At 39.6% G+C, this 12,986-nt stretch carries 8 protein-coding genes; 3 read left to right on the top strand and 5 right to left on the bottom strand.

Annotated features, from left to right (window positions below; all coding sequences use genetic code 11):
• Positions 1 to 100: 100 nt before the first annotated feature.
• The 3 genes from AAHT65_RS03620 to tagD form a co-directional block, all read right to left on the bottom strand.
• Positions 101 to 2,266 (bottom strand): CDP-glycerol glycerophosphotransferase family protein, encoded by a 2,166-nt coding sequence (locus AAHT65_RS03620; RefSeq protein ID WP_088118084.1) that lies wholly within the window; start codon positions 2,264 to 2,266, stop codon positions 101 to 103.
• Positions 2,267 to 2,369: 103 nt separating this feature from the next.
• Complete coding sequence (locus AAHT65_RS03625; protein ID WP_343310992.1) at positions 2,370 to 4,388, bottom strand: alpha-glucosyltransferase N-terminal domain-containing protein; 2,019 nt, start codon at positions 4,386 to 4,388, stop codon at positions 2,370 to 2,372.
• 163 nt (positions 4,389 to 4,551) lie between these two features.
• Positions 4,552 to 4,941, bottom strand: a complete 390-nt coding sequence (gene tagD / locus AAHT65_RS03630) for a glycerol-3-phosphate cytidylyltransferase (protein WP_088118086.1) — start codon at positions 4,939 to 4,941, stop codon at positions 4,552 to 4,554.
• A 416-nt stretch (positions 4,942 to 5,357) separates the two neighbouring features.
• Between tagD and AAHT65_RS03635 the strand changes: the two genes are divergently transcribed.
• Together AAHT65_RS03635 and AAHT65_RS03640 are read left to right on the top strand one after the other, a co-directional pair.
• Positions 5,358 to 6,128: a WecB/TagA/CpsF family glycosyltransferase gene (locus AAHT65_RS03635; RefSeq protein WP_088118087.1), complete on the top strand. Its 771-nt coding sequence runs from the start codon at positions 5,358 to 5,360 to the stop codon at positions 6,126 to 6,128.
• Positions 6,129 to 6,164: 36 nt separating this feature from the next.
• Positions 6,165 to 7,316 carry a CDP-glycerol glycerophosphotransferase family protein gene (locus tag AAHT65_RS03640; RefSeq protein ID WP_343310993.1) on the top strand — a complete coding sequence of 384 codons (1,152 nt, stop codon included), beginning with the start codon at positions 6,165 to 6,167 and terminating at the stop codon, positions 7,314 to 7,316.
• Positions 7,317 to 7,501: 185 nt separating this feature from the next.
• Here the strand turns inward: AAHT65_RS03640 and AAHT65_RS03645 are convergent, their stop codons facing one another.
• Together AAHT65_RS03645 and manA are read right to left on the bottom strand one after the other, a co-directional pair.
• Positions 7,502 to 10,144 carry a glucosaminidase domain-containing protein gene (locus AAHT65_RS03645; protein WP_343310994.1) on the bottom strand — a complete coding sequence of 881 codons (2,643 nt, stop codon included), beginning with the start codon at positions 10,142 to 10,144 and terminating at the stop codon, positions 7,502 to 7,504.
• Between the two features lie 145 nt (positions 10,145 to 10,289).
• Positions 10,290 to 11,240: a mannose-6-phosphate isomerase, class I gene (gene manA / locus AAHT65_RS03650; RefSeq protein WP_088118090.1), complete on the bottom strand. Its 951-nt coding sequence runs from the start codon at positions 11,238 to 11,240 to the stop codon at positions 10,290 to 10,292.
• A 292-nt stretch (positions 11,241 to 11,532) separates the two neighbouring features.
• Here manA and AAHT65_RS03655 point away from each other — a divergent pair, with 292 nt between their 5' ends.
• On the top strand, positions 11,533 to 12,984 hold the full coding sequence (locus tag AAHT65_RS03655; protein ID WP_343310995.1) for a spore germination protein: 1,452 nt from the start codon (positions 11,533 to 11,535) through the stop codon (positions 12,982 to 12,984).
• Positions 12,985 to 12,986: the final 2 nt, after the last annotated feature.

Raw genomic sequence — 12,986 nt, forward strand, 5'->3', positions numbered from 1 at the left:
TATAAGTGTAACATATACGAGCTTTTGTTTCTTAAATTAATCCCCCTCCAATACGAGCGTAATGAAGGGGTTTTGACATAGAGTTCATGAACTGAAAATCTTACTTTGTCCCAAAAACAGTTTTCACAACCTTCTCAGATGAACGTCCTGTCTCTAAATAACAGAATTTATTATAAAAAGGTTCAAATGAAACTGGCAGCTGGTAATTTGGAGATGAAATTTGTTTGATTGCTTCAATGGTTTCGTCTGTCGTCTTCACTAATGGTCCCGGCGCATCCTTTTCAAAGTCAAAATAGAAGCCCCTTAATTTATCGCGATATGTTTCAATATCAGGAACAAAGAAAAGCATAGGACGTTTTAAGTTTGCAAAGTCAAAGAATACGGAAGAGTAATCCGTGATCAGCAAATCAGAGATCATATACAATTCCCGAATGTCCTCGTGAGCGGAGAAATCGAAGGCAAATCCTTCAAAAGGACCTAAGTCAAAATTCTCTGCTACAAGATAGTGCATTCTTAAAATAACGATATATTCTTCACCAAGCTCTTCTCTGAGCTGATGCAGGTCCAAATCAAGGTCAAATTTGTAACGGCCTTTTGCATAAAACTGATCGTCTCTCCAAGTTGGAGCATAAAGAATGACTTTTTTGTCTTCCGGAATATCAAGTCTGTTTTTAATCGCAGATATGGTTTCCTCATTATTATCATTATGAAGAAAATCATTTCTCGGATATCCTGATTCGATCATAGTTTTATCAAATTGAAATGCCCGTGCAAATATTTCTGACGAGTATGCATTCGGAGATATCAAATAATCCCAATTAGATGCCTCTTTGATAAAGTTTCTTTTATATTTTTTCGTATTTGTCCCCGGCATATGAACTTCTTCCATATCCATTGCCAGTCTTTTTAATGGTGTCCCATGCCATGTCTGCACATAGGTTGTATGGTTTGGCTTCGGAATCCACAATGGGAGACGGCTGTTGACAATCCAGTACTCAGCTCTGGCCATTGCGAAAAGCCATTTTATCGAAAGCCTGTTGATATAAGGGATTTTCTTTTCATCAAAAGGCGCTGTATATTGTTTATTTACACTCCAGTACAATTTATATTCAGGATGGTTTTCCCGCATATACTCATAAATCGCTCTGGGGTTACAGCTGTATTGTTTCCCGTTGAAGCTTTCAAAGATAATGGTTTTGCTTTTGACCGGCATTCTGCTCGCCATAGTAAACAGTGTTTTATAAGTTTTAGTAACAAACGAATTTCTGACCTTTTTTAATTTCTTCACCTTTGATACAAATTGCTTTTTCTTTCCTTTTAAAAAGTATTTGATTCTGGTGTTTAAACTATAGTCATTAACCCTTATACATACTGTCTGTTTCTTTTTCTTTTTAAAAACTTCATAACGTATCAGGCCATTTTCAGTTTTCACAACACTGACTAAGCCTTTAAGCTTGTTTTTTCTGTCTCCGAGAACCAACGCAGTACTGTTAAAGACAATATCTGTATTATTCTCATCTGCACAGACAAACTCCAAGAACAGTCGGTAGACAAAACGTTTATCGGATGAGAATGGTATATCTTTTAAAGGGATATTCACTTGAAAATGAAAAACTTGCGGAATAAAACCGTCTTCCCTCATCCGGTCAAGCCCTTCCGCTTTTTTTTCAAGCTGCAACGGGAACTTTTCCTCAATCGGTGTTTCTCCGCCCTTTTTGATAATCAGATTCATGTCTTTCACTTGATATTGGTTTTCAGAACTAAGGTAACCGGCATAACCTTTTAAACTGATTTCTTCCGAGTTCAGCTGAATTTGATCAAACTTGATAATTTTCGCTTCTCTTTTTACTTTGACAGAAAAATTGCCCTTATCTGTTGTATAAGGCAATATGAGTAGCTCAGTCGTTTGATCAATATGATAGGCCCTCTCTATTGCATCAACTTCAGCGGAAAGGCGAACTTCCTTAGGCTGCTGTTCCTCTTCTTCAGCTTGTTCACCAACTACAACATAGAAATCATAAGTTTGTCCCATTTCAAGAGGCAATGGAAACGCATGAACATCAATTACAACATTATATTCAAATGCATCCGCCTTTTGAAGTGAGATTATGTCTTCTATTCCTGACCGTCTTTCTCTTAATTTCAAATAAAGCTTTTCACTTTCTAATAGTTCTTGTTCAGCATCTACCGAAATTGCAAGTTCTATATTACCCAAACTGTTTTTTAAGCTTTTCAAAATACATTTAACCACAGTATTTTCACTCATTACTATTGTCTGCTCCTCTGTATAAAAGCTCTTTCGCTTGACCGCTTCCTTATATAAAAGGCTTACGCCGCAATTCGCTACAATGGCGCAAACCTAATGTTCCTTACTCTTCGTCTGGTTCCGTCAATTTCCAAGAGAAATTTCCTTTTACCGTTGTATAAGGTTCTACCTTATAACCACTATCCATGAATAAAACGTTTTTTGCAAGCTCTGCCTGTTCACTGGAAAGTCTTCGCATGCTTTTAATTTTACCTTTTGTCATAAAACGAACATAAAAATCAATTACCTGAGTTTTATTCGCAGCTATTTTCTCATACTGTACATCTTGGTTCGTAATAATGAACTGATTGGTATTATGAACTGGAATTGATATAATTTCAGCTTTGTTCTTTCGGTCAAGTCCAATCAAACTCACCTGTTCTCCTGCCTCATTGTGAATTGACGAAATTTCAATTTTGGTTTGATGTTCGGATTCATTGCATAGTGTGATTGGCAATGCCTTTTGTCCAACTTTTTTAGCAAGAAGCACTTTTTCTTTACGCACTTCAATCATCCGGTTAAGAGCGTATGACCAATTTTTCATATAATTTGGTCTTGAATATTTCTCTGCCATTTTGAATGCTTGTTCTGAAAACTGTCGATGTGTCGATTCGTCTTTCATTAAAGAGATGATACCTTCGGCCAGTTTTTCAACATTATACTGCTCGATTACATATCCGTTTACACCATCGGTTACAAGACTTCTTGCTCCATAGTCATAATCGTAAGTTACAACAGGACACCCATTGCTGAGCGCCTCCATATTTGAAAGACCGAATCCCTCAAAATGAGAGGTTGATATAGTAAGCCAAGCTTTCTGAAATTCGTGATCAGGATTGTTTGTGTACCCTTTCAAATAAACGTTTTTCTGCAGATTATGATCTGCTATTTCTTTTTTGATTTTTTCGTAATCTTCTCCCGATCCGTATATATCCAGTGTAGCTTCCGGTATCTCCTTTACGACTAAACTAAACGCTTTTACAGCATGTGTGAGATTTTTCATCGCTGCCAGTCTTGAAATGATAACAGCCTTATATTTTTCACTTGGCACGCTTAATACACCCGGGTCAAGCGGTTTATCAATTGTATGCGGAGTAAAGAAAAATGTCTCTTGTTCTCCCGCTATTAAATTGAAATCTTCAATTTGCTCTTCAGTGATAAAAAAGATGGCGTCCAAATTGTACATTTGGCTGAATACTTCTTTGTAACGGCCTTTGATTTGATATTTGGTATCTCCGTAGTGTTTGTTGTGAATGATGGCAGCATAATAAGAAGACGGCGCTTTTTTCACTTTAAAAACATGTTTATCCTGCGGTCTGCTGTCCACAAGAAATAGCTTCGGTTTATCATTTTCATTCTGAAGATATTCTATCCAATACTGACGCAGTTCCGCTTCGTCTTTGATTGTTCTTTCGCCTTCTTCTGAATACCAAGTAAAATGAGTAAATTGAATGTCTTTCTTCTCGCTGTTCCATACATAGTGCTTGTCCAGATATACTTCATTCTTCTCATTAATAAATTCCTGCAGGTACATTTTATTAATTTGCACATCATAATAAGTAACAAGAGCCAGAACGCCATTTTTTTTGTATTCTTCTCTTTTTATGACTTGTTTGGCATCATTCATATAGTCAACATATCGGATCGTCTGTCCGTCTGCATAACAGGTAATCACAAGCTTATTTTTTAGCCGTCCAAATAATTTGGAAACCGTTTTCGCTATTTTACCCATGACTGCTTGTTTTTTTATTTGTTCCAACTCAAGTTTTTCATCATATAATCGCTTGGCTTTTGTTTTTTTGCTTAAGAAATCATCAAATAAATTGATAATACTGGTGTATTCTTGATCAACTTTGCCATTTTTATATAATTCGCTTATTTTATTGGGCATCTCCACATCAAATCGAAACGTCATAAAAGATGTTTTCTTTTTACTTTCTTCTCCAAACAGCTTCGAACGCAATAACAAAGACTTTGTAAGACCGCCGTAATTGTTCGGCAGACCTCCGGAGATAAAATAATACGTCATGTCAGGAATTTCTTTTTTTATATTAGTAGGTTCATTCACCACATGTAATGACAATTTCTTACTCCCTTTCGGCATTTAGAATAGGTAATCATTGAAATGAATATCATACCCGGGAAGCACCTGTGCTTAAACCGATTTAAGCATCAAAAAGTACTTCTTATTTCTAAATAAGAAGTACTTTTTTAAAATATTAAGCCAATGATATCAAAATCCTAAATTATATACCAGCAATTTCCTCTTTAATCTTTGTAGTGGAGATACCTTCAGTCCGCGGAAGATAAATAACTTCGCACTGATCTTTAAGGAAGTCAAATTTACCTTCCCAATCATCCCCCATAACAAAGACATCAATATTATGATCGGCTACATCGGTCTTTTTTTGATCCCAGCTTTTTTCTGGAATCACTTCATCGACATACCGGATGGTTTCTAATATTAATTTGCGATGCTCATAGCTGTGGTAAGCCTTTTTCTGCTTTTGTAAATTGAATTCGTCAGTTGAGATGGCAACGACTAAATAATCACCCAGCTGTTTTGCGCGTTCGAGCAACTTAATATGACCCCAATGCAATAAATCAAAAGTTCCATAAGTGATGACTTTCTTCATTTAAAGAAACTCCCCTTCCTGATTTTAAACCCTATTAAAATCACTACCATCGTTAGCGATTGAATTCAAAAAGCTTACGGCTCTGTCCTGTGCAATTCCTAATAATCGACATATTTTTTATATGCCTTCACTGATCTCTAATTATAGCACAACGCCTATGAAAGGTTAAGTCCTCATACGGAGAAAAGACATCCAAAATATGTAAGTTAGATCAAATCACGCGTGACGCCTAGTGTCTGCTTCGATACATTTATTTAATTGTAAAAATGGTCACATATTTAAATTTAATGTAAAGATATTGTTAAGTGTTTGTTTGGGATGTGTGTTAAAATATACGGTAGATTATTTTATTTTTTTAGGTCTTGTCAGACTTTTTTTATATACAAGCAATTACTGAGGGGAAAGGAGGAATCCGGATGCAAACTGAAACAATTTATCATATTCCTTATGTCAACAGTGACTTAACAGGCTTTATTGGTTATCTTGAAAAACATTATATTGATCAGCGGGTTGGTGCGGTTATTTCCACTGTTAATCCTGAAATTGGCTACGCGGCAATAAAAGACGAGGATTACTACAATGTGTTGTCTTCTTCAAATTTTATTCTGCCCGACGGAATTGGAGTTGTCATGATGTCCCGCCTGACAAACAACAGACTTCAATCTCGGATTGCCGGTTATGATGTGTTTAAAGCGCTTCTGAGTATTGCTGACAGAAAGAAAAAACGCATCTTTTTGTACGGAGCTAAAAAAGATGTTATGGCTGAGGTTGTAAAAAAGATTTCCAATGAATATTCTAATGCACAAGTTGTCGGATACTCAGACGGTTACGCGAAAGACCGGGGCAAAGTAGCAAGACAAATCGCTAAAAGCAAACCTGATATGGTATTTGTAGCTTTAGGATACCCGCATCAGGAGGAGTTTATCCATAATTATCAGCACTTGTTTCCACAAGCGATTGCGATTGGTCTCGGAGGAAGCTTTGATGTGTTTAGCGGAACAGTCAAACGGGCTCCTTCCTGGATGATCCGGTTGAATATGGAATGGCTTTACCGGTTGGTTACAAATCCTTGGCGCTGGAAAAGAATGCTTAGTATTCCCAAGTACGCTTTTGCTGTTTTACGTGAAGAAAAAGGGCAAAAAACGTATTATCCTAAGCCCGAAAAAGATCATACTAAACAGCTCTAACTGAACAAAATTAAATGTAAAGAGATTTGATATAAAATGAAAATACGATCCTTATTAGCGGTTTGCTATTCTATTTATTTATCAGCAGCCGCTTTTTTTCTACGTTGGATTAAACCAAAAAATAGTGTGACATTGCTTATATCATTTGAAGCGAACGGAAAGGCGATTTTAAAAGAGTATGAAAACGCCTGCTACTCTTTTTCTTTAAACATCCTGTACACAAAACAGGCGTCCTCTGTGGCAAAAGCCTCTCCTCAAGCGGACGCTTTTTTCTTAAATGAAAAAAATCCTTTGCACCTTATAAAGGCGGTTTACCTCATGTTCAGAAGCAAATATGTCATCGCGGACAATTACTTTTTACTGACAAGCGCGCTGAACAATCGCCCGCAAACAAAATGTATACAGGTGTGGCATGCAAACGGATCTTTGAAAAAGTTCGGTTTAGAGGATGTCACTAATAAACAGAGGTCCAAACAGGATATCAAAAGATTTAAAAAGGTTTACAGATCATTCGATTATGTAACTGTAGGATCAGAAGAGATGGGCAGGATATTCAAAAATTCTTTTGGCGTAAAAGATCATCAGTTATTAAAAATCGGTGTGCCTTTAACAGATAAGTACTATCAGACAACTGAAAAGACACAGGCGGAACACCTCAGAAGTTTTTCAAATAAAAAAATCATTCTGTATGCACCGACGTTTAGAGATTACGATATGCATTCACTGCGCCTCCCCTTTACAAAAGAAGAGCTGATAAATGAATTAAATGGCGATTATATCCTGTTTGTGAAACTTCATCCCGCTTTACGTAATAAAATAACCGTACTATCAGACGGCGAGTATGTGAAAGATGTGTCTGATTTCCGTCTTAAGGATTTATTTATTGCTTCGGATATTTTAATTACTGATTATTCTTCAGTACCTTTTGAATATGCTTTTCTAAATAAACCTATGCTGTTTTTTACATATGACTTAAAAGAATATGATGAAAAACGGGGGTTAATTGACGATTATAAAGCTGTTATTCCCGGAAAAGCCTGTATGAACAGCGGCTCGCTGCTCGAAGAAATAGCTGATCCTTCTGCTGATACAGAACAAATAAAACGATTTTCGCAGAAATGGAATCTCTACTCTAAAGGGTCTTCAAGCTATAATCTCTTGCACTTTATTGAGAAAAATATGAGGTAATAAGTAATAACACTTGCTCTTGAAACTGGAAAATTCAGTTTCGAGAGCAAGTGTTTTTTATTGCCGCCAGTGCTTAAGTACGTTGGAAAGTCCAGAAGAAGTGAATGCGGCGGGACGAAATGGCAGTGGAAGATTTTTAAAAAAATAAGAGGCTGAAGCATTAAAAGCTTCAGCCGCCTTTATCCTTACTTATAAACCGGAACATCATAATAAAGCGTATAACCATCCAGCAATGTATACAGGCTGTACATGCGGTTCACCTGTTTGTAGGCCCAGCCGATATCGGTGGCGTATTGGTGAGAAGCAGTCGGCGACCATCTCATTTTATAGAGGGTGTCCTGCTGGTAGGCTGTGTTGTGAATATAGGATGAGCCTATGAATTTTGCACCTCCTATGATCGCTGCCTGCGGTGTAAACCAGCCTTGTTCGTAGGCATATTTCGCTCCGTAGTATAACGGGTTGCTGTCATAGGCGCCGATTCCGTACATGTTGTACACGGTTTTTCCGTTATAGGTTGTTCCTGTTGCCAGGTTAGATGTACCATTGCCTGTTTCCAGAAGAGCGTGTGAAATCAGGTAAAGCTCATTAATGCCGTATTTGTTGGCTGCGTCTATGAAGGACTGGCCTTTCCCCGCAAGGATCCCTTTGTTGTAAAGCACCTTTTGGTTAACCTCTGACGCTGTCAGTCCGGCTGTTTGCGACAGCTTTAAGAACTGAAAATAGTATTTGCTGTCTAATGAGAAGTTGTCGGGATTAACGTATTGCTCTACTTCGTCACTGCTTGCGTTTCTCCAATTCATGTTGATTTTAGCCCAGCCGTTTGCCTGGCTGATGATTTTGACTCTATCGCCTTTTGTGAATTGGCCGATCACATTGGTCGGACTGACCGCCGGTGTTGATCGGATATTTAATACATCTGCCGTGACCGTTTGGGCGGCTGTGTTGATATAGGCGAGTGACACGTATGCGGCTCCGTCTGTTTGTGGGCTTACCGTCATTTGTTTTTGTACCATATCACGAAGCGAGACGTTGTAATTTGTTTTCATGATTTGCGGGCCGTTTTTGATTTTCACAATGGAAGATGTCCAGCCGTACAATTTCTTCAATTTTGCGGCTGCCGCAGAGGCAGTGTCATTTCCTGTGAATTGTTGAGTAATGCTGATCTCGTAAAGCGGATTGCTTTTGCTCGTATAGCTTGCTGAGATCTTGTTTGTCTTAAAATAATTCAGCCCTTTATTCAATGTCGTTTTGTCGCTGAGTTGCGCAGTGACAATTTTATACTGCGTATAAGCTGTCTTACCCGTTGGTGTTTTTGAACCGGATGCTTTGTTTTGTTTGAAAAAGGCGAGCACGCGATCAATGTCTTGTTGATTGAGCAATTCAGCCGTAGTGATTTGGTATTGGCTGTTTGTGGTTTTTCCCGTTTTTTGGCTGCTCGCGGGGATGCTTTTCCCTTTAAAATAAGCCAATGTCTGATTGATTTTCGTTGTATCAAGTAAAGACTCTGTCGTTATTTTGAATTGACTGTTCGTTTGTTTTTTGATGATTTGTGTTGTGGCGCTGAGATTGTTTTTCTTTAAAAAGCTCAGCCCCTTGGTGATTTTCCCTTGATCAGATGTTTCTTCCGATACAAGCCGGTATTGGTTTTCAGTTTTCTTCCCGGTTGATTTTCTGCTTGTTTTTACTTTTTTCTGTGTGAAGAAGGCAGTGCCTTTATTGGCAAGCTGCTCGCCTAAAACCGGTGCAGTCGTAATTTGATAGACTGTAGCTGACGTTGTTGTTTTGGCTGATGCAGAGGTATAGCGCCACTTTTTTTTCTTAAAGAATGCCTGAACTTTTTGTAATTCTTGTTTTGAGATGCCTTTCATATTCACGGTATACGACGTGCTTTTTCCAACTTTTTGATAGGTTCCGCTTACTCCCGTGTTTTTCTTAATTTGACTGATCGCGTTTTTCACTGTGCTCAGCCCTTTAAAGTAGCCTGATTGAACGTTATAGGCGGAAACGGTTTTTTTCTGGCTGATCGCCTTGTAGCTTCCTTTGATCCCCGTACTATGTTCAAGCTGCTTAACAAGATTTTTCGCATTGCTTTCTCCAGAGAGATCAGCTGTGGTCAAGGTATAATAAATCTCGCCTTTTGATGTTTCTTTTAATGAAGCCGTCAGACCGGTCTCTTTTTGGAACGCGGATTTCATTTGCGCTGCTTTGCCGTCTCCTTGAATGATGCCAGATTGGATTCGTGTCAAGGATATTTCATTTTTAACTGGCCGGTATGTGCTTTTGACGCCCGTCTCTTTCGCAAGTCCTTGGGCAATACCTTTGACCTTTGCTTCGCCTTCTATTTCTGAAGTAACGACATTTATATAGTTTTGTTTTACTCCTGTTGCCTTTACTGCTCCTGTTATTCCTGTTTCTTTTTTCAGCTTGGCCAGCAAGCTGTTTGCCGGCTGTTCGCCAGCTATTGCGCCCGAAGTGATGGTGACATACGGCTGTTTGCTGCCTGCCGGGCTGTATGTGCCTGTGATGCCTGTCTGTTTTGTGAGCTGCCCCAGCGCAGATTTAGCGGCGGTTTCGCTGTTTATTCCAGAAGCTGAGATTTGGTAGGCTGCGGAACTGCTTCCGGAAGCTTTGTAAAAAGCCTGCCAGCCGGTGTCCTTTTTCAGCTTACTTACGGCTTGTGATGCCTCGCTCTCGGATGCAAATTTCTGAGCCGGCTCAATCTTATAAATCGAGTTGTCGATATAGGCTGCTTGAGCAGAGCTTGCTATCGTAAAAAAGACAAGGGCAGCGGCGGACAATGACATAGATGCAAAAAATCTCTTTTTCATACCTTCTCCTCTTTCATATTCAATTGTCATCTATAAAACTAGTTTATTTATCGGCAAAGGCGAGCTATATTTACAGGTTGATAGGTTCCATTTCTGAAAAATAAAAAAAGCTTAACCTCTCAGTGAGATTAAGCTCTTGACTTGTTTAGATATGAGACACGATCAGTGTGCATGCGCCTTCTATTGTAAAGTCCGGCATGTCATCCGGCAAGAGAAAATGGTCACCCTTTTTCAGCTCGCTCGACCTTCCTTCACATGCAAGTATTCCGTTTCCTTCTATAACACTGCATAACATGAAAGGAGCATCTTGCGACAGCTCAGCGGTGCCGTTTATTTCCCATCTATATACTGAAAAATATTCTGCCTGTACAAACGTTTTAATCGTGATGCCTTTTCTGGATTCCGTTGATTCGTCTATAAAGCCGTCCACGTGGGGAACGGTTGTAACGTTGATGACTTGTCCGAGATGAAGTTCGCGTGTGTTTCCTTTTTGAACAGACCTGTCATAGTCATATACACGATAGGAAATGTCTGAACTTTGCTCGGTTTCTAATACGAGTGTCCCCTCGCCTAATGCATGAATTGTTCCGCTTGGCACATAATAAAAATCTCCCGGCCTAATTTTCATTTTGCGGAGCAGACCGTCCCAGTCGCCGCTATTAATCATGGTAACAAGCTCCGTTTTTGTCCGGGCAGTGTGCCCGTAAACAATTTCAGCATTATCCTTGCAGTCAATAATATACCAGCACTGTGTTTTGCCGAGTTCCCCGTTTTCTTTTTCTCCTGCGTAATAATCATCAGGATTGACTTGTATTGACGTCGCTTTATTGGCGTCTATCATTTTTGTAAGGAGCGGAAATCGGTCACCTTCTATTCCTCCGAACAGCTCTCTGTGATGCTCCCAAAGCTCAGCAAGTGTTTTTCCTTTATATTCGCCGCTTATCACAGTGCTTGTTCCCTTCGGATGAGCGGATATAGCCCAGCATTCTCCGGTCTTTTCTGATGGAATGTCATATCCGAATATATCGTGTAAAGCAGTGCCGCCCCAGATTTTTTCTTTATATATGGGCCGTAAAAAAATGGGTGATTGCGTCATGTTGCGTTCCCCTCCCCTTAAAAATGGCTGATATCCAATTCCCTCTGCGCCACACCGGCAAACGCCAGAAATGGCTGATCTGCTTATGTATGGCTTTATATGTATAGCTTCCCACTTCCATTATGAAGGGAATCATAAATTAGTCAATGCTCATCCGCTGCTGCGGCGTCTCAATACAGCAAGCGCTTTCATTTAAAACCTTCTTACTCAGCCATTTCCACTATAAGAATAATTCTCCTGTTTTGATGCAAATTAATATGACTGTCCGCATCTTTGTAAAGGAGATGAACACATGACCATAAACTCTGATCTTACACAAAATATAGAAGATTTGAAAAAGAAAATCGGCCAAAATGACGACATCATTTTTTATACGTTTTCTTTTGGAGATACAGGACGGAAAGCATGTTTAATTTATATTGACGGCCTGACAAAAAACGAACTGCTTGCAGAGCATATTATTTCCCCTTTGCAAACTGAGGCTAAAAAACAAAAGGATGTATTTGTTGACGATTTATCGTCCTTCTTTTTCGGCTTTAATCACATCACCATCTCTTCATTGAAAGATGTACAGAACAATATTTTTTCAGGAAAATCGGTCTTATTGGCTGATGATTACAGCGAAGGACTCGCCTTTGATACGAAAACCTTTAAAATACGCGATATTGAAGAGCCGAAGTCAGAAGTGCTTGAGCGCGGACCAAAAATCGGATTTATCGAGAAATTAAGGACAAATACAGCGCTTTTGAGGGAACGCGCGAATGATCCGAACCTTGTGATAAAGGAACTGACACTTGGAGACAGAGTAAAGAAGAAAGTGGCGGTTGCCTACATCCATGATATCGCGCCCGATTATGTTGTAAAAGAGGTCTTTAAAAGGCTGAATTCCGTACATATTGATGACTTGCCGGAATCGGGAGTATTGGAACAGCTTATTGAGGATAGTTCCATTTCCATCTTTCCCACCATTTTAAGTACAGAACGGCCCGATCGGGTTGTCGGAGGGCTGCTTGAAGGAAGGGTTTCCATTTTATTGGACGGCACACCATTTGCGTTGATCGTACCCGTTACAGTAGATGAATTTATTCATTCTCCTGAGGATTATTATGAGAGATGGTATCAGTCTTCATTGCTCAGATTGCTGCGGTATTCTTGCATCCTGCTCACCATTTATTTGCCCGGCTTGTATATATCGCTTGTCTCTTTCCATACGGGGCTTTTGCCGACGAGAATGGCGATTGCGATTGCCGGCAGCAGATTAAACGTTCCTTTCCCGCCTTTTGTAGAAGCTTTTATTATGACCTTCACGATCGAGCTGATCAGAGAAGCCGGGCTGAGACTTCCAAAACCGATTGGACAGACAATCGGACTGATCGGAGGAGTCGTAATCGGACAGGCGGCTGTTCAGGCGAATATTGTAAGCGCGCTGATGGTAATCGTTGTTTCTATAACGGCACTGGCCTCGTTTACCGTTCCGTCATATGCCTATAACTTTCCGTTACGGATTATTCGGATCATTTCTATGGTAAGCGCTGCGGTACTCGGCATGTATGGGGTCATCATGTGCTTTCTGCTGGTCCTCGGCCAATTAATGCGTCTGAAAAGCTTTGGCCAGGACTACCTTATTCCTATTCTGGCGCAGCCCGGCCAAGATTTGAAAGATACTGTCATTCGGCTTCCAACCAGATTTATGAAAAAAAGACCGACCAGAAAAGGGCCGAAAGATAAACTCAGACAAAGGTGATG

This window comes from Bacillus atrophaeus, from assembly GCF_039519175.1.
GTDB lineage: Bacteria > Bacillota > Bacilli > Bacillales > Bacillaceae > Bacillus > Bacillus atrophaeus.

Coding starts and splice junctions, on each gene's coding strand:
- AAHT65_RS03620 (WP_088118084.1), bottom strand. CDS start 2,266: ATGAGTGAAAATACTGTGGTTAAATGTATTTTGAAAAGCTTAAAAAAC.
- tagD (WP_088118086.1), bottom strand. CDS start 4,941: ATGAAGAAAGTCATCACTTATGGAACTTTTGATTTATTGCATTGGGGT.
- AAHT65_RS03635 (WP_088118087.1), top strand. CDS start 5,358: ATGCAAACTGAAACAATTTATCATATTCCTTATGTCAACAGTGACTTA.
- AAHT65_RS03640 (WP_343310993.1), top strand. CDS start 6,165: ATGAAAATACGATCCTTATTAGCGGTTTGCTATTCTATTTATTTATCA.
- AAHT65_RS03645 (WP_343310994.1), bottom strand. CDS start 10,144: ATGAAAAAGAGATTTTTTGCATCTATGTCATTGTCCGCCGCTGCCCTT.
- manA (WP_088118090.1), bottom strand. CDS start 11,240: ATGACGCAATCACCCATTTTTTTACGGCCCATATATAAAGAAAAAATC.
- AAHT65_RS03655 (WP_343310995.1), top strand. CDS start 11,533: ATGACCATAAACTCTGATCTTACACAAAATATAGAAGATTTGAAAAAG.